The 17,494-nt window shown below is 37.7% G+C and carries 19 protein-coding genes and 4 tRNA genes; 12 read left to right on the forward strand and 11 right to left on the reverse strand.

Translation table 11 applies throughout. From position 1 onward, the window contains the following. Nucleotides 1-3 precede the first annotated feature (3 nt). Entirely contained in the window at nt 4-990 is a 987-nt protein-coding gene (locus H9I37_RS07445) for a DHH family phosphoesterase (protein WP_187381816.1), read from the reverse strand. 71 nt (nt 991-1,061) lie between these two features. Beyond that, entirely contained in the window at nt 1,062-1,493 is a 432-nt protein-coding gene (locus tag H9I37_RS07450) for a hypothetical protein (protein WP_187381817.1), read from the reverse strand. 134 nt (nt 1,494-1,627) lie between these two features. Between H9I37_RS07450 and H9I37_RS07455 the strand changes: the two genes are divergently transcribed. Next, nucleotides 1,628-2,470: a hypothetical protein gene (locus H9I37_RS07455; protein WP_187381818.1), complete on the forward strand. Its 843-nt coding sequence runs from the start codon at nt 1,628-1,630 to the stop codon at nt 2,468-2,470. Nucleotides 2,471-2,812: 342 nt separating this feature from the next. Here H9I37_RS07455 and H9I37_RS07460 read toward each other — a convergent pair. After that, a tRNA-Met gene (locus H9I37_RS07460) sits at nt 2,813-2,885 on the reverse strand. Nucleotides 2,886-2,991: 106 nt separating this feature from the next. Between H9I37_RS07460 and H9I37_RS07465 the strand changes: the two genes are divergently transcribed. The 11 genes from H9I37_RS07465 to tsaB all read left to right on the forward strand — a co-directional run bounded on the left by H9I37_RS07465 (nt 2,992) and on the right by tsaB (nt 12,578). Further along, the gene (locus tag H9I37_RS07465) at nt 2,992-3,906 is read left to right on the forward strand and encodes a hypothetical protein (protein ID WP_187381819.1); all 915 of its coding nucleotides are present in this window, start codon (nt 2,992-2,994) and stop codon (nt 3,904-3,906) included. A gap of 35 nt (nt 3,907-3,941) precedes the next feature. Then, nucleotides 3,942-4,595 (forward strand): non-canonical purine NTP pyrophosphatase, encoded by a 654-nt coding sequence (locus tag H9I37_RS07470; protein ID WP_187381820.1) that lies wholly within the window; start codon nt 3,942-3,944, stop codon nt 4,593-4,595. A gap of 211 nt (nt 4,596-4,806) precedes the next feature. Further along, nucleotides 4,807-5,667 (forward strand): flagellin N-terminal helical domain-containing protein, encoded by an 861-nt coding sequence (locus tag H9I37_RS07475; RefSeq protein ID WP_187381821.1) that lies wholly within the window; start codon nt 4,807-4,809, stop codon nt 5,665-5,667. Nucleotides 5,668-6,017: 350 nt separating this feature from the next. Beyond that, entirely contained in the window at nt 6,018-6,866 is an 849-nt protein-coding gene (locus H9I37_RS07480; protein ID WP_187381822.1) for a flagellin N-terminal helical domain-containing protein, read from the forward strand. A 114-nt stretch (nt 6,867-6,980) separates the two neighbouring features. Further along, nucleotides 6,981-7,370: a flagellar protein FlaG gene (locus tag H9I37_RS07485; protein ID WP_187381823.1), complete on the forward strand. Its 390-nt coding sequence runs from the start codon at nt 6,981-6,983 to the stop codon at nt 7,368-7,370. An 8-nt stretch (nt 7,371-7,378) separates the two neighbouring features. Then, nucleotides 7,379-9,478, forward strand: coding sequence for a flagellar filament capping protein FliD (fliD, locus tag H9I37_RS07490; protein WP_187381824.1), 2,100 nt, complete (start codon nt 7,379-7,381; stop codon nt 9,476-9,478). Nucleotides 9,479-9,514: 36 nt separating this feature from the next. Beyond that, a complete protein-coding gene (locus H9I37_RS07495) occupies nt 9,515-10,108 on the forward strand; it encodes a hypothetical protein (protein WP_187381825.1) in 594 nt (197 codons plus the stop codon). A 3-nt stretch (nt 10,109-10,111) separates the two neighbouring features. Next, nucleotides 10,112-11,215 (forward strand): PilZ domain-containing protein, encoded by a 1,104-nt coding sequence (locus H9I37_RS07500; protein WP_187381826.1) that lies wholly within the window; start codon nt 10,112-10,114, stop codon nt 11,213-11,215. A 15-nt stretch (nt 11,216-11,230) separates the two neighbouring features. After that, nucleotides 11,231-11,494: a hypothetical protein gene (locus tag H9I37_RS07505; RefSeq protein ID WP_187381827.1), complete on the forward strand. Its 264-nt coding sequence runs from the start codon at nt 11,231-11,233 to the stop codon at nt 11,492-11,494. Further along, entirely contained in the window at nt 11,491-11,919 is a 429-nt protein-coding gene (tsaE, locus tag H9I37_RS07510; protein ID WP_187382551.1) for a tRNA (adenosine(37)-N6)-threonylcarbamoyltransferase complex ATPase subunit type 1 TsaE, read from the forward strand. The genes H9I37_RS07505 and tsaE overlap by 4 nt, the downstream gene beginning before the upstream one ends. Next, entirely contained in the window at nt 11,916-12,578 is a 663-nt protein-coding gene (gene tsaB / locus H9I37_RS07515) for a tRNA (adenosine(37)-N6)-threonylcarbamoyltransferase complex dimerization subunit type 1 TsaB (protein ID WP_187381828.1), read from the forward strand. The genes tsaE and tsaB overlap by 4 nt, the downstream gene beginning before the upstream one ends. Here the strand turns inward: tsaB and csrA are convergent. From csrA to H9I37_RS07555, 8 genes are all read right to left on the reverse strand, one after another. After that, the gene (csrA, locus tag H9I37_RS07520; RefSeq protein WP_187381829.1) at nt 12,568-12,813 is read right to left on the reverse strand and encodes a carbon storage regulator CsrA; all 246 of its coding nucleotides are present in this window, start codon (nt 12,811-12,813) and stop codon (nt 12,568-12,570) included. The two genes, tsaB and csrA, sit on opposite strands and share 11 nt — an antisense overlap. Continuing rightward, nucleotides 12,813-13,256 carry a flagellar assembly protein FliW gene (locus tag H9I37_RS07525; protein WP_187381830.1) on the reverse strand — a complete coding sequence of 148 codons (444 nt, stop codon included), beginning with the start codon at nt 13,254-13,256 and terminating at the stop codon, nt 12,813-12,815. The genes csrA and H9I37_RS07525 overlap by 1 nt, the downstream gene beginning before the upstream one ends. 21 nt (nt 13,257-13,277) lie before the next feature. Continuing rightward, complete coding sequence (locus H9I37_RS07530) at nt 13,278-14,522, reverse strand: flagellar hook-associated protein 3 (RefSeq protein ID WP_187381831.1); 1,245 nt, start codon at nt 14,520-14,522, stop codon at nt 13,278-13,280. Nucleotides 14,523-14,532: 10 nt separating this feature from the next. After that, complete coding sequence (gene flgK, locus H9I37_RS07535; RefSeq protein WP_187381832.1) at nt 14,533-16,407, reverse strand: flagellar hook-associated protein FlgK; 1,875 nt, start codon at nt 16,405-16,407, stop codon at nt 14,533-14,535. Nucleotides 16,408-16,409: 2 nt separating this feature from the next. Next, nucleotides 16,410-16,847, reverse strand: coding sequence for a hypothetical protein (locus H9I37_RS07540; protein ID WP_187381833.1), 438 nt, complete (start codon nt 16,845-16,847; stop codon nt 16,410-16,412). 155 nt (nt 16,848-17,002) lie between these two features. Then, a tRNA-Arg gene (locus tag H9I37_RS07545) sits at nt 17,003-17,078 on the reverse strand. 49 nt (nt 17,079-17,127) lie between these two features. Further along, a tRNA-His gene (locus H9I37_RS07550) sits at nt 17,128-17,199 on the reverse strand. 45 nt (nt 17,200-17,244) lie between these two features. Next, nucleotides 17,245-17,317 (reverse strand) — tRNA-Lys (locus H9I37_RS07555). Nucleotides 17,318-17,494 lie beyond the last annotated feature (177 nt).

Genomic DNA, 17,494 nt, shown 5'->3' on the forward strand with positions numbered 1-17,494 from the left:
AACTTACATAATCCTTGCAAACTCTTTGACAACCTGAGGTATAAGAGTTTCAATACGACCGTCACACGTCATGCCGCTGGCATTTTTATGCCCTCCACCTCCAAATTTTGCAGCGACTACAGAGACATCGATTTTATCTTGAGAACGAAATCCTCCTGTACAAGTTGTAGCAGTATCTTGCCTAAGAAAAACGACAGCTTCGACACCTTCAACAGAAAGCAAAAGCTGATAAAGCGAATCGGAATCCCGCCCGTTAAGACCGTATTTTTTTGTATCTTCCATCGTTTCATAAGTTAGGACAAGGCGACCATCTAAATATCGTTCCGCTTTGCTGAGCAATGTCCCGAGCAGCTTTCGCGTTGAATACGGCTTTCCTGAATTTATTTCGCGGTAAACGACTTTGGGATTTGCACCGTCGGCAATAAGGCGTGACGCTGCCATAAAAACAGAAGCGGAGTCCGATTCCAAAAATCTGAAAAATCCGGTATCTGTGCAGAGCCCGAAAAATAAAATCTTTGCAAGTTCGGCAGGGACATCTCCTACAAGCTTTTCATAAAACTGCTGGATTAAATAAGCACATGCAGGGGCTTGCGGTAAAATACATCCTTGTGAATTTTCAGGCAATTCTCCAGTTTTGTGATGGTCAATTATAAATGTGTCAAAACCGTTCAAATCGCCATCAATTTCACCGAGCCTTGAGACTTCACTACAGTCAACAATAATAAAACCTGTTGCAGCGCGTTCGGAAACATCTTGAAAAACAATCTCCGAAGAAAATTTTTCCTGCCATGGAGCAACTTCATTTCGCTTAAAAGGACCTGCTGATAAAAGTTGATATTTTTTCCCAAAATTGTCGAGAATCGCAGCAACACCAAGAGATGAAGCAATGCAGTCTCCATCAGGTTCCTTATGTCCTGCAATAAAAAAAAATTCATATTTATTGATGAATGACTTAAAGCTGTCTATATGTTCTTGAGTAATTTCCATCATATAAAATTCCTTTAAAATAAAAAAAAGAGGATTGCTAAAACACAATCCTCTTTAATTATATCAGTTTGCTTCTACAATTCCAACTCTTCAAGAGCATCTTTATCTGTTCCCTCAAGCTGCTTTCCGCTATCTACAACACCCCAAATGCGTTTCGATTTATCCATCGGAATCGAAAGGACAACTCTTTTAAATTTGTTGTCATCTTTTATAACAGTCATATAGGCGCCGTTTACACCTTGAATATTTCTTAATTTTAGCTTTCTCGGTTCTTTTTCGCTGCCTTTTATCCATTTTTTCGGAATCACAACATTGCCAACTCCGGTTTTATTCTTCTGGTAAATAACTACGTAACCGTCTTTGGCTTCAAGAATTTTTACAATCGGAACATTTACGTATGACATCGATGTCCATTTTTTTTCATTTTTTGTTCTAGTCTGTGCTTCAGCAAAAGCAAAACTTACAAACACAGAGGCAATCGCCAGACTCATCAAAAACTTCTTCATAAAAGAACTCCTCATACGAAAGATTATAAACCGATTATTTTTTTTTAACAACAGTTTTATTTCAATTTATATGTAACTAAATCAATATTTCTGATATTATATTTAATAATGATAAAATAAAAGGAAAAATCAAAATGAATAAAATCTTTTTTAAAACGATGATTGCTACGGCGGTCTTTACATTTTCATTATTATCTTGTGCAACAAAAAATCAAACAAAAGTTTCTTCCGATGTTTATAACGATTCGAGAGATGATTCTAAAACACAGACCGAGATTTCGGATAAAACACCTGTAACAAAGACTGATAAAAAGCAGACAAATTTAAATAAAAAAAACAATGAAAAATCATTTATCGAAGATTTGTTTACTTTTGGAAACAAAGGAAACTATATTTATGGTCCTGAATCATCGATAAATGCACTTGGAGCACTTGGCGGAATCGTTCAAAAAAAATCAATTTTTACGATAAGTGCAAAAAACAATGATGCCGGTTTTGGAAGTCAATACATGGCTGCCTACTATATTATTCTGATGAATTATGATGCTCGAAAAAAATTTATCAACGCATACGACAATTATCTAAAAGACTTTGAAAATAAAAAACTCAACAGAAAAGACAGCAAAACATTCAAAGCATACGGAAACATAAACTTTCATGCTGACTGGGGAACAATAAGTTCTTCTACGCCTAACCATGGAGACACAAAAGGTTATTTAGGCTATGAATTTGTAAAAGGCTCTCCTTACTTTCTTCTCTCAAGTTACCCTTTCCACAATGACCACTATGACCTTATAGGCGAAGCAACTTCAAAAGAATCGTTGAGGCTTAAATATTATTTTACAAAGGCTCAGGCAAAAGCTTTAGTCGATTTTCTTGCGGAAGACAATATCAAACAGTATATCGATCAAGAAAATTCATATTTGTTAAACGCCGAATCTGATGATTATTATTCAGAATCAAGTACGCAAGAATAAAAAATAATACAAAAAAAAGACACCGAATAATTATTTAGAATAATTATTTAGGTTAAAAAAAACATTAACAAAAAGCGCCGATTTGTTACAAATATTAACAGATCGGCGTTTTTGTAACATGTCTGTTAACAAATTCTAATATACTAATATTTTTGGAAAAAATTACAATTATTTTAATTCTTTCAAAATCTTATAAAAAGCAAACAAACTTTTCCTTCCACTTATAAAAAGCAAATCAGTTTTTTTCCCTCAAAAAAAACTTGATGGCGATTATTTCAGAAAAAAAAGAGTAAACAATATAAAAAAAAAGCGGAATTTCGTATAAAAATTCCGCTTTTTAAGTAGCGACTAATAGGATTGAACTATTGACATCACGGATATGAGCCGTGTGCTCTACCAACTGAGCTAAGTCGCCTTAAGATGTTTTTCAAAATATCATTTTCAGTAATTTATGTCAAGCGAATAATATTTTTTTTCACGCTTGGCATAAAATTTGCTGGATATTATACCATGGAGGAAATATGAAAAATTTCGATTTAAATTGTATTCCTTTACAGATTAAAAAAGGAATTATCACTAGAAAACAAGCGGTTCATAGTATTGCGACTTTTTTGTTAGACAACTACAGAATTTTCGGGCTTCAAAAATACGATGAAGATTTCAGAGGAGATTTGATTCTTTCTTTTTTAGAAAAAGGAGAGCACTTATTTGAACTGTTTAATCCAGAGTATGGGGAGTTTTTTACTTTTCTGTATTGTTTTATCATCAGCCTTTCTCAGACAAAAATGAAAACTTTGGCACGTAAGACAATAAATGAAAAATGTATCTTAGCCGAAGCTATAAAAGATCTTAAAGAAAAAGAAAACCTCTACAACTCGATTTGTTATCAGACATTTGAAACAGGAAAGACACCGTTTAGAGCTTGTTCTATGAATGCAAAAGAATTGAGAGATGCTTTTGCTGCAAATACAAGAAGTAAACAAGATAAAAAGATTCTTGTGCTTGCTTTGAAATCTTCGTTTTATATAACAGATGAACAGATAAAAAAAATATGCTCGCTTTATAAAATGAACAGAGAACTTTTATACCAGATGATTCAATATTGCAAGGCTTCGATAGACGACAAAAAGGTAAAGCATGAAAAAGCACTTCAAAGACGTAATTCGGAATATTTCCTAAAAAACAAATGTTACTGCGATCTTGAACGTCTAAAATCTAAAGAAGACGAATCGGTTTATTATATTCAGGAAGAAAAAATAAAGCGGAAACAAAATAAACACAACAAAAATTTAGATTTACTGAATGAAAATTTTAAAAACGGTTATTTAAGTTTGCGTCCGACGACAAAAACCGTTGCAGACATACTCGGTATTTGTGAACGGCAGGTAAATTACTACATAAGTTGTGCAAGGAGAAATTTAGAAACAAACAAATAATTGTTGTAAATCGCTATTTACTGTATATTGTTTTCATGAAGATTTATTTAGCTACAGGAAACAAAAATAAAAAACGTGAGATGTGTGAACTTTTACCGGAACACACAATTTTGATCCCATCTGATGAAGGTATAGATTTTGCACCTGAAGAAACAGGAACAACTTTTTACGAAAACAGTCTTATCAAAGCGCAGAATTTATATGAAATTGTTCACTGCCCCGTTATTGCAGACGATTCGGGTATATGTGTAGACGCTTTGGGTGGAGCGCCTGGCATATATTCTTCACGTTACGCAGGTCCGGACTTTATGCACGGAAAACCGGACGGACAAAAGATTTCGCAGGAAGAACAAAATATTTTCTTAATCAAACAAGTAAACGACGCAATTAAAAGTGGAAACATTCCAAAAGGTGAGTATCTAAACGGAAAATACTCATGTCACTACACTTGTGCAATGGTCATGTATTGCGGAGCGGACAGACTTTACGTTGCTCAAGAAACATTTGAAGGCACCATAATAGACGATATAAAAAAACAGGCAGGAAGCGGCGGATTTGGCTACGATCCTATAGTTTTTTTGCCGGAACTCGGAAAAACAGTCGCTGAAATTTCAGCAGAAGAAAAAAACAGAATCTCGCACCGTGGAAAAGCCGTCAGAGCGCTAAAACGAATTATAAACATCGTCTAATTTTTTACAAAATAATAAAAAAAATATTAAAGTTATTTACTGACATTGCCGATAATTCAACTAGAAATGTTATGACTGTTTCGACTTCGTAGAAGCAACAATCAAGCAGTTCTTGCAAAAATGTGTAGATGTAGCCTTGTAACAACATTTACGCATTTTTGCTTATTTCAGAAGAAAGGATTCTTCTGTTTACATTCCAAGGAGGAATACAATGGTTATCAACCACAACATGTCGGCAATGTTTGCTAATCGTCAACTCGGCGTGACAGGAACATCTTTATCAAAAGATATGGAAAAACTGTCATCTGGTATGAGAATCAATCGCGCAGGCGATGATGCATCCGGACTTGCAGTATCTGAAAAGATGCGTTCACAAATTCGAGGTTTGAACAAAGCTTCAGAAAACGCACAGAACGGTATCAGTTTCATTCAGACAACTGAAGGTTATCTCCAGGAAACTACAGACATCATGCAGCGTATCCGCGAGCTTGCAGTACAGGCTTCAAACGGAATCTACAGCGATGAAGATCGTATGCAGATTCAGGTAGAAATCTCTGCCCTTGTATCAGAAGTAGACCGTGTTGCAAGTTCTGCTCAATTCAACGGTATGAACATGCTCACAGGTCGTTTCGCACAGCCAACAGGAGAAAATGTTGTAACTGCTTCTATGTGGTTCCATATCGGAGCAAACATGGATCAGCGTATGCAGATCTACATTGGAACAATGTCTGCAGCAGCACTCGGTGTTCGCGAAATCGGAACTGAAGATAAAATAACACTTGCTACACCGGAAGATGCCAACCGTGCTATCGGAATAGTAGATGAAGCTTTGAAAAAGATCAACAAACAGAGAGCAGACCTCGGTGCTTATCAGAACCGAATGGAACTCACTGTAAAAGGTCTTGATGTTGGAGCTGAAAATCTCCAAGCTTCTGAATCTCGCATCCGTGATGCTGATATGGCTTCACAGATGGTAGAATTCACAAAGAATTCTGTATTGTTACAAGCAGGAACAGCAATGCTGGCTCAGGCTAACTCACAATCTCAGAATGTACTTTCTTTACTCAGATAGTAAATTATGATTAGAATTTGTGGTCAGGGAAATTCAAAAACTTCCCCACCACAAATCTAATTATAATCACGGTGTTTTTTTTTCTTTTTCTACGCAAAATTTATTCCCTAAAACATCGTAAACATGCTATATTATTAGTGTAATTACGCTTTTTCAGAAGCGCATAGTTCTTTGACATGATGTTTCCATGATGGCTGTAGGTGACAGCAAGAACAGTCGGTTTTTATAAGACTGACTATTCCTGCTGTAATAGGTCTGAAACTAAATTAGAGGCGCAATACTAATTTAGCCTTCACCTGCAGGACAAGAAGCATGAGGCTTTTTGTTTAAGTAAACATGGAGGCATAACTATGATTATTAATCACAATATGAGCTCGCTCTATGCTGATCGTGTATTGAACATCTCTAATGATTCAATCATGAAGAACATGGAAAAGCTCTCTTCTGGTGAACGCATCAACCGCGCCGGAGACGATGCATCAGGACTTGCTGTATCTGAAAAGATGCGCAGCCAAATCCGAGGATTGAACCAGGCAGCTAAGAACATTCAGAATGGTGTTTCTTTCATTCAGACAACAGAAGGTTATTTGACTGAAACAACAGACATTCTTCAGCGTGTTCGAGAACTCGCTGTTCAGTCTGCAAACGGAATCTACAGCGATGAAGATCGTATGCAGATCCAGGTTGAAGTTTCTCAACTCGTTTCTGAAGTTGACCGAATTGCATCACAGGCACAATTCAATGGTATGAATATGCTTACAGGACGCTTTGCTCAGGCAGGCGATGCAGTAATGCAGTTCCACATTGGTGCAAATGTTGACCAGAACGCACGTGTATTCATCGGTACTATGACTGCAACAGCTCTCGGACTCAAGGGAGCACAAGGTGGCGATGAACAGATTTCTATTTCATCTCCTGATGAAGCAAACATGACTCTTGCCGCTGTAGATGCTGCATTGAAAAATGTAACAAAACAGAGAGCAGATCTTGGTGCTTATCAGAATAGATTTGAATTGGCTGCAAAAGGCGTAAACATTGCTGCTGAAAATACTCAGGCTGCAGAATCACGTATCAGAGATACTGATATGGCTGCAGAAATGGTACAGTTCACAAAGAACAGCATTCTCACACAAGCTGGAACTGCAATGCTCGCTCAGGCTAACTCACAGTCTCAGACAGTATTGTCTTTGTTGAAATAGATCATAAATTAAAAATAAATTAAAGAGATTTCTGGATGTCATCTTTTTAATTAGATGGAATGGAAGGGGTATGCGCCTCCCTTCCCTTTCATTCTCTTTTTAAGGAGGAGAACTATGAATACAATTAATTCAACGGTTCATGTGGCAATGGATGGCCAGTCTCTTTACAATAAAATTAACAGCAATAATGCAGGTGTTTCTACATCCGCATCACAACAGATAACTGCAAAATCCATAACACCCACAGGAGCCCAAGTAGCACAAAATATTGAGCAGAATATAGCCGAAATAAAGGCAGATGCCCAGGCATTGCAAAGAATGTCAGAAATTGTGCCTAGCAACAAACTTCAGTTCAGTATAAATAAAGAACTCGGAAGCGTAATAGTTTCAATAATAGATGCATCAACTAACCAAGTTGTAAAACAAATTCCATCAGAGGATATGCAAAAATTAAAGTTACGAATTCGTAAAGTGATCGGCAACTTATTTGATGAGCTAAGATAAGACAAAAAATGGCTGGAATAAATATACCGGGTGTAACAAATCAGTATAATACGAACGAAACTGTCGAAAAACTGATGAAAATCGAACGTATCCCGCTCACAAGGGAGCAGAATGCGCTTGAATCATTAAAAACTGAAAAGGACGCCTGGCGAGACCTCAACTCGAAACTTTCCTCATTAAGAGACAACTCAAAAACTCTCTACTCTTTTGAAAATCCATTTAACAACAAAATAACTTCCTCAACAGAAGAATATGCTATAACAGCAGATGCAAATCGCTCTGCATCTATTCAATCTTTCAAAATTGATGTTATTCAGCCTGCAACTCCAGACAGATTCTTAAGCAGTGAATTGGACTCTGATTACAAAGTACAAGAAGGAACTTTTACTTTTAAAGCCGGAGAAAAGCAGCTTAGTTTCAAATGGAAAGGCGGTTCCTTAAAAGATTTTGCAAACGCAATCAACAAACGTGGAAACAACATAATAAAAGCATCTATCATAGGTGCGAGCGAAGGAAAAAAAACGCTTTTGATTGAAGCAGTCAAGACAGGAAAAGAAAACAGGCTCATCTTTGAAGACGATGCATATAAAATGGCATTCGATATAAAGATGATAGATAAAATAAAATCGAAGGCTGTTGAATTTGCAGACGAACAAAAACAGATACTTCCTGTCAACAAAATCGAATACGAAGAGCCTTCTTACATGCCAAAGCTGTCGCTCACAAATATAAAGTTTAACGAAGAAGATAAGACAGTAAGAGTTGAGCCTCGCGGAGCATATCAGGTAAAAATCCCTGAAAAAATCCTCTCCGATTCAAACATTCATATTCAGTTTTCAATCACGCCCGAAAATACGGAAGATATAACTTCCGGTATAAATGAAAAACTTATGCAGCCGGAGCTGCCCTCTGCCGGAAATGCGGAATTTGAAGGGATTATCGTAAACAACAGCCTATCTGACGTAAACATGAATCTTCCGCCTGTTCCGCCTGAACCGCTTTCTCCTGTCACAGAAAACCAAATTGTTTTTGCGGTGATGGAAGACGGTACAGAAAAACCTGTCGAAGTTAAAGATTTATTTTCGATAAAAGAAAATGATTCAGAAACCTCAAATTTAAATAATTCAAAATATGTTGATATAAATCTTTCCGAATATAAAGGCATAAAATCAATTGCAATCAGAAATACAAACACGGGAACAGCTTTTACGATTTCAGATTTCTCTGCATTAAACCCTGTTCAAGATTTAGGATATGGACCTGTCAATCCTGTTTCTGTAGCAGATGACGCAATAATAAAATACGAAGGAATTACAATCAGCCGCTCTTCAAACAAGATTGATGATGTAGTTCCCGAAATAACTTTGAATCTTCACGACAAGACAGAAAAAACCGCAACTATTTCTGTAAAGCCGGATAAGGAGTCTTCAAAAAATACAATAATCGAGTTTGTCGGGAAATACAATCAGGCAATTGCAGAATTAAATATACTGTCACAAAAGAAACCGGAAATCATTCAGGAATTAAATTACCTTACAAAAGAAGAACAGGAACAAGAAGAAAAAAAGCTAGGAATTTTTCAGTCTGATTTTTCGCTCACAAATATAAAATCGAACATGGCGTCTATTATTTCGCAAAATTATGTTTTTTCAGATACTGCAAAAATCACGATGCTCTCTCAGATTGGGATTGCGACTAATGCCGGCGGATTTAGCGGAGGATATTCCCAGAGCAAACTGCGCGGTTACCTTGAAATAGATGAAAAAAAACTCGATGCAGCGCTCGATTCAAATATGGACGACATTCGCCAGTTATTCGGATACGATACTGACGGAGATCTAATCATCGATTCCGGAATTGCATACAGACTGGACAAACAGATTTCTGCATACACTCAGACAGGCGGAATCCTTTCATTGAAAACGTCTACTCTCGATTCTAAAATTAAAAGTTCGGAACAAAAAATCTCAAAACTTGAAACACAGATGAACAACAAGGAAGCGCAGCTGCGGAGCAAATATAGCCAGATGGAAGGCTCGTTGAACAGCCTTGAAGCACAGCAAAATACAATCAGCAATTTTACAAAACAACAAAACAATAAACAATAAAAAAAGGCTCAGAAAACCTGACACAGGAGCATGATTATGATAGATTTTTTTATAAACGGACAGAAAATAGATGTTCAAATTGAAGATGAGCAGACAATTGGTGATGTTTTGAGCTCTTTTGAAAAAACTTGCGAAGAAAATCAAGCGGCTGTTATCGGCATCGCAGTAGATGGCAAAACAATTACTGCGGAAACTTTTGATGACGAAGCTCTCAAACCTCTCTCAAAAAACATGAAATTCGAATTTTCAGTTGTGACAAAATCAGATATTCAAATGTCACTTACAAAACTTTCAGAACTTTTTGCTAATTTGGCAGGGCAAATGGAGAGCGTTCCATCTGCTCTGCAATCAGGGAAAAATAAAGAAGTCAGCGAATCTATCAAAAATGTCGCAGACAGCATCGATCAATTTTGCCATGTAGCGGCTCTCGCTTCCCTCTTTCCGGAAACTTTTAAAATCATCAATATAGACGGTGTTTCTTTTAAAGACTTTTTTGCAGATTTTTCTCCAATTCTAAAAGATTTTGAAGACGCTCTGAAAAATAATGACACAGTTATGATTGGAGACCTTTCAGAATACGAAATATGCCCTCGTCTTCAGGCAATTTCAAAAGCACTTGAAAAGAGGTAGCTTATGTTCTTATTGTACGTAGATGTGAGCGGTTCTCCAATTACCGCTCGTCAAAATGCTCCAATTTTTACAATCATCTTTTTTGTGATTATTGTCTCTCTTATTTTAGGTTTGATATACTTTATAAACCTGCGTTTGAGAGCGTATCACCATTCTGAAAAATATCTTGAAAAAGAAAGAAAGCGCAAGACAAAACTAAAAGATATAATTAATTTTGCAAAAATTAACAACCTAAAACAAACCGACATAGATATTCTTTGGGATATATGCAAAATAACCGACTGTTCGAATATATTATACTATTTTCACAGCAATGCCGAAGTCAGAAAACTTTTTAAAGATACATATATAAAGGCAAAGGAAAAAAATATCTTTTCCGACCAAAAAGTGAGCGATTTTTTTAAATGTCTTTTTAAGATTGAACGGATTGTTGCACAGATAAAAAAAATATCGACTACGCGCCAGATACCGGAGCAATCAGTTGTGTTTATTATTTCACCAGAAGGAGAGCTTTATCCGCTCACTGTAATAAAAAATGTAAAAGATGGGATAACAGTAGAATTTCCGGCTTTTATGTACAATTCCCCTGATAAACCTAAAATCTTGCAACAGACAAAATTCAATTTTAAGACATACGACAAACTTTCATACAATTTTGTTTCAAGAATTATAAGATACGAAGTAAATCCTGAGAAAAATACATTTTACATGATTTTTGGTCATACGGATCAGCTTACTTGCCTTACACAACGCAATTATAAGCGAAGTTTTACTGATCAGGAATGCATTTTTATGCCTGCAAAACAAAATCCAAATCACGGAAAAAAAGGACAGCCTGATTATATTTTTTCCGACAAAAAAGTCAAAGGCAAACTGACAAATTTTTCTGCCGGAGGTTGCTGCATTCAGACAAATCTCCCATTAAAAGAAAACCAGCAGATTGGAGTAGAACTTCCGCAGTCGGGGGTTACTGAAACAATCGTATGCAATGTAATAAAGACTCGCAAGCTTACAAACGGAATGTTCGCTATCCATATTCAATTTATACATATATCTATTCAGACTAAAAATAAGATTTTTACTCTTGTTTACAAATTTGAATTGTAGTATCATTCTTAGACTATGAAAGTAGTAGAACTACAGAATATAATGCGAGAAGAAGGACATATTTTTTACTTACGCAAATATACTTGTGATGCAGTTTTAGAATTGCCGACAAGCGAATGCACTGTAAAAATTTCATTTAGTATTGAAACAAGTCCTTTTGGTCAAAAGAAAATAGAAGTTATTTTTCCGCAACAAATCAATTACCCTCTTTTGCCGGTAAAAAAAGCGCTGATAGAATTTATTTTAAAAGAAGAAGAAGAAGGCAGGTTACCTTGCTGACGTTTACAACTAAAACTCCCGAAGAGACAATCGCACTTGGGGAACGAATCGGTGCAAAATTAAAAAAAGGCGACGTCATCGCTATGCAGGGAACGCTTGCTGCAGGAAAAACTACAATCACAAAAGGAATAGCAAAAGCGCTCGGAATCAAAGATATTATAACGAGCCCAACATTCTGCTTGATAAGTGAATATTATGGAAAAATGTCTCTTTACCACATGGACGTTTATCGCCTTGAAGGTGGTGATGATTTTGTAAATCTCGGCACAGATGACATGATTTACAGCGATGGAGTTAGCATAATAGAATGGTCAGAAAAAATCATCGACGAGCTTCCGGAAAAAACAATCATCTTAAAAATTACACCTAATGAAGATGGAACCCGAACTGTTGAAATCGATAATTGGAATAATGGGGAAATATGAATATTTTAGCTTTGGATTGTGCAGTGAGTCGTTTTGGACTTGCAGTAAAGGCAGGAGATAAAGAAATCGCAGGAGTTTACGATATAGGTATGAGACAATCAGAACTTCTCGTTCCGGCAATTGATGAATTGCTTTCAAAAGCCGGGATAAAGGCTTCTGAGCTCGACTGCACTACGATGACAATCGGACCTGGAAGTTTTACAGGGCTTCGCCTTGTGATATCAGCCTTAAAAGCGATAGAATTGGCTTATGACGTGCCTGTATACGGCGTATCTTCGCTTGAAGCATATTCTTATGAATACAAAAACTTTGGATTGCCGGTGCTCTCTTGCATCGACGCAAACAAAGGTAGATTTTATGCAAGCATTAAAAATGGTTCAAAAATAATTTTGGAAGACGGCGACTGGGAAACCGATAGGATATGTGAAAGTATTAAAGATTTTTTAAAAGTGATTTTGTGCGGACCTGATGCAAAAAAACTTGCAGGAATCATAAGACAAACGAACAAAGATATTGAAATTGCAGTTCCTGAAGTTCACTCGTTGTATACTGACGCATTGATTAAGATAATAGAAAATAAAGAAGCTCGCCAACTAAAAGATTATGACGGACCTGTTTATCTAAGAGCAAGCGAAGCTGAAATAAAACTCAACGCTTAAACAGATTGCTCAAAGCGCTGACAGCACTGATTGCATTTTGGTTATCATTTTCTTCAACGACGGCAGCCTTGTTTTCTGACTGAATCGCATCAAAAACTTCCTGACGAAAAACTTTTAGGCTTTTTGGTGCTTCAACGCCGATTTTTACTTGGTCGCCATGCACATCAATCAATGTAATAGTTATATTATCACCGATTTTTATTTTTTCATCGATTTTCCTAGAAAGGATAAGCATCAACGGTCTCCTTTCTTGCTGAGAGCTTTTACGATATCAACTTTTGTTGACCAGCGGTTATCATTTATGATTGCCTGCATGCATTTTCTGTTTTTTTTGTTTATCACAAGAGGTCCTTGAAAATTTGCCGTGATTGGAGAACCGTCGTGCGGAATTGTCACAATTGTCATTATGATGATGTCTTCAGGTTTTGTAATGCCAATTTTAACGAGCAGCTCATCATCAATATCTGTTTCATAATAAGAACAGATAAGGAACGGATCTACAATCAAAAATGCAAGGTCAGGTTCTTCACATGACTGAAGCCAAAGAAATGGTTCATAATCGGAATCTACGATTGCGTATTTTGTATATTTTTCAAATCCAAAAAGACCTTCGGGTATATCGATAAGCTGTTCAGAAGTTACAGTGATTTTACCACGGGCTTTTGTAACAAGTTCCATATAATTCCTCTGTGATTATTTTTATTTCATGAAGTTCAGCAAAGTTGAAGAATACATTTTGGCAGCCTGACTCAATGTTGCCTGATTTGTATAATCGAGCATCTTCAAATCGGTGATAGCTTTAGTAAAGTCAAGGTCTCCTTCGCGGCTTGCTTGTTGAGTTACGTCAATGGCGAGTTTGCTGTTGCGTGTCGCATTGAGCTGAGCTCTTTCGTATTCTGCACCGCTTTTTGCAAGCCTGGAAACAAGGCTGTCTATTCCTAAATCAAGAGCCCCTAGAACTCGTCCTCCAATGCTGTCTTGGTCACCGGCAAGCAAAGCGTTGCGGAATGCTATGACAGTGTCGAACATACTTCCACCGCTTACACGAGTTCCTGTTCCAAGATTATATGGCGGCAACTGAGATGAATCTTTTACTATTCCCAGTTCCTGCAATGCGCTTCCCTCTATGTCCTGAAGCCACAGCTGACGAGCATCTGTAGTAGTAAAGTTCAATGCGTTTCTGACAGGGTCTATGGACGCTTTTACAGCAGCCCCACTGTCGTTGATTTTTGCGGCAACTGCATAAACATTGTCACCTTGCTTGATTTGAATTTTTACGTTATCTACAGAAATCACTTGATCGCGACTCGCCTGCCAAGAAGAAGCATCGCGTGCACCAAAAACAGACTGATTTTCTGCCCAGAAAGCCTTTACGCCCGCATTGTCGTTTTCAAGATATTTTCCCTCATCAACTTCAACCAGATTTATATCGATATTGCCGTTATACTTTACATTTTGAATCAATGGAATACCGCTGCCTTCTACATTTCCCATCTCAACATCAAACGCAGTTGCTTTTGTGTTTGTTCCAGCAAAAATTGAATTTCCGTCTGCGCTGACTGCGTTTGCATTCTGAACTAAAGCTTTCAAAAGCTCGTCAACTTCTGAAGCCATGTTTTTCAAATCTTCTTTTGTATAGACGCCGTTTGCACCTGTAACTGCCATCTCTCTGACTCTCTGCATAATCTGAAGAGAATCGTTCATGTATCCTTCACGAACTGTGAACTGGTCGCTCAAAGTCAGCGCATTTTTTTCAAACTGATTTACACGCCCAAGATAAGACTGATATCGAACAAGGTGACCGGCTGCGATTGGATCATCGCGGAGACGTTGAATTTTGTGCTGAGAACCGATCTGATTGTTTGCACGGTTTAAACGCTCTTCCTGCAAACGAAGATTGCTCTGTGTATTGTTATTGTTCATCTGACTAGAAATTCTCTGCATAAGTCACTCCTTAGACGCCTAATCTGTTAATTATAGTATCGACAAGACTGTCCCAGACTGTTATGAATTTAGCGGCAGCATTGTAACCGTGTTGAAATTTCATGATTTCCGCAAGTTCTTCATCGATATTTACTCCGCTGATTGAATCTCGCAAGTTTCTAAGGTCATCCATAATTGCATTTTGACTTAAGAGATTTGTTTCAGCTTGCTCACCTTTTAATCCGACATTTGTAACCGAGTCGGCAAAATAATCATCAAAAGTCTTCATGCCGCCAACCATAACGCTCGAATTGCGAATTGCAGCGATTTCAACTGCGGCACGTCCATCACCTGTCGGAGCCCTACCAGCGGCATCCATATATCCGGCAGCTACGCTCATCACATCGTTGCGTATTACCTGGTTTACTTCGATATAAGCAGAAGGATTAAAAACCGGAGCTACAGCAAACTGAGCTCCGCCCACAAGAGCGTTGACAGCATCAGCCTGATTAAAATCATACGCCCCTTCTTCCCCTCTTGCAGCGAGAACTCCTGAATATCCTGCAAGGAAATATCCAGAATCTTCAATGTGACGGATGACAAAGTCGGGATTTTCCGTACTCTGCGCCGTTGTAGATTTTAATACAAGGTGATTGTTTTTATCGAGATACGCTTTTACTTCGCTTGTAGAATTGTTGATGCGTGCGATGACAGTTTCCACAGTGTCTGTATGAAAATAAGGAACTTGAACATTGCCATCAGTTCCATTAAATGTCATGACGCCTTCTATTCCGACTTGCTGCTGAAGTTCAAGTTCATTCGTGCCGCTGATACGGAACACAAAAGAAGTGTCGAGCTCTCCATCTCCATTGCGATCAAAATTACCGTTAGTATTTTCAACAAATGGATGTTGCGTAAAAAAGTTTAACCCGGTGACTTTGTTAGCGCCGACAGCATTGCGGTGAACATCGTTTACAAGGTCGGCAAAATTCATTGTCATAGTGTTCAATGATTGAATCTCGTTTCTGATATCGACATCGCGAAGCTCTACAAGAGCTCCAAGTGTTCCGCCGGAAAAAACAGCGTCGTTTCCTGTATCTGCCCAGATAAGTTTTTCATATCCGGAATTGTCGTTGCGCAACTTAAATCCTATTTCCCGAGAAATGCTGCCTTGCACAAGTATTTTTCCATCTACATGGACCATAAATTCATCGTTATCTCGTTGGTCAGTTGTGACATTTATGAGTTTTGACAACTTATCTACAAGCAGGTCACGGCGGTCAAGCAAATCATTCGGATTGTCTCCCATTGCACGCGTGCGAACAATCTCCGAATTGATTGCCGCAATTTGTTTTGTATAACTATTGACCTGTTTTACAGTTGAATATATGTCGCCGTTTATGAGATCGCCAACGCCTTGAAGGCTTTCCCATCGCTGTTTGATTGATTCTGTAAGGGTATCTGCTCTAGTTACAACAGCCTGACGAGCAGCTTTACTTTCAGGATTGATTGAAAGTTCCTGCCAGCTTTCCCAAAATTTGTCCATATTTGTGCGAACAGAAATATCATCAGGTTCATTGTAAATCTGTTCGATCATCGTGTAATATTTTGAACGTGTATCCCAGTAAGATTCCTGATTCGCCTGAGCGATTATGCGTTTGTCAAGGAGTTCATCACGGATGCGCTCTATTGATTTTACATCAACACCCTGCCCAATCAAGCCCGGTCGTTCAAGACGTTCAAGGTCTGGTTTGTAAAGAGGGTCAAACTCTTTTATTTGTACACGCTGACGGCTGTAGCCCTCTGTGTTTGCATTTGAAATGTTATGTCCCGCAGTTGTAATCGCATCTGTATTAGCCATGATGCTGCGTTTGCCAAGTTCAATACCGGAAAAAGTCGATCCCATAATTAACCTCTCACATCTACCAAAACACTCGCTGTCTGTCGCTGAGTGATTGTGCCATTTTTTGTATAATTTTTATTGCGAGTCTGAGGAAGAGCTTCTTCGATAACTGTTGAAATAAACTCGCGTGTTACATTTACATAGTTTGAAATAACCTGATTTTCAACTTTGCATTTTAAGAGTTTTGAGCGAAGGCGATTGAGGCGCTCAAAATACGGTTTTATCTGCTCCATTTTTAGTTTTTCTTGAATCTGATCGCGGCGGACATCAAAACGTTTAAAAGAGTCGGAAATCTGATTTACTTCAGAAATCAAATCGAAGAGAGACTGCCAGTTTTTTTCAGTTATAGTTTTGCGCAAGACAGTCTGCCTTTCTGTAAGCCTGTCCAAAAGGTTTTCCTCGTGTGCAAGCACATCAGCATATTCTTTAATTATTTCGTCCATATATTGCCTCTGGTTTTTACTTGATTTCGCCATCTCTCTACTTTATCAATTATATTTTCGGACGATTAAAAATTTAGTTTAGAAAAAACATAAAATGTTTTAAATAAAAAAAGGCTGCCTCAAAAGCTTGTACCTTTGAGACAGCCTAAAAAAAATTGCGTCTGACACGATTCGAACGTGCTACCCTCAGATTCGAAGTCTGATGCTCTATCCAGATGAGCTACAGGCGCAAATGCATAATGCAAAAAAAATGGTGCAAAGAATTTTCTCTACACCATCGGGTGCCTAGTCGGGATTGAACCGACGACAACCAGATCCACAATCTGGCGCTCTACCACTGAACTATAGGCACCGTAATTAAAAAAAAGCTCCTTGTAAAATTTGCAAGAAGCATTCCTGAGCCATGCAAGGATCGAACTTGCGACCCACAGATTAAGAGTCTGTTGCTCTACCAGCTGAGCTAATGGCCCTAAGTCTTAGCAACTTTGCGTTATTCAATATATATTAAATAAAAAAATTGTTCAAGGACTTTTTTCACTTTATCGTGTTTTAACATGTTTAAGAAAGAGCAGTGAATTTGCGAACTCCAGAACATTCTCAGCTGTTTATACATACTCACCTGTTTGAGCATCTTTAAAAAAAAATAG

The organism is Treponema sp. Marseille-Q3903 (genome assembly GCF_014334335.1).
GTDB lineage: Bacteria > Spirochaetota > Spirochaetia > Treponematales > Treponemataceae > Treponema_D.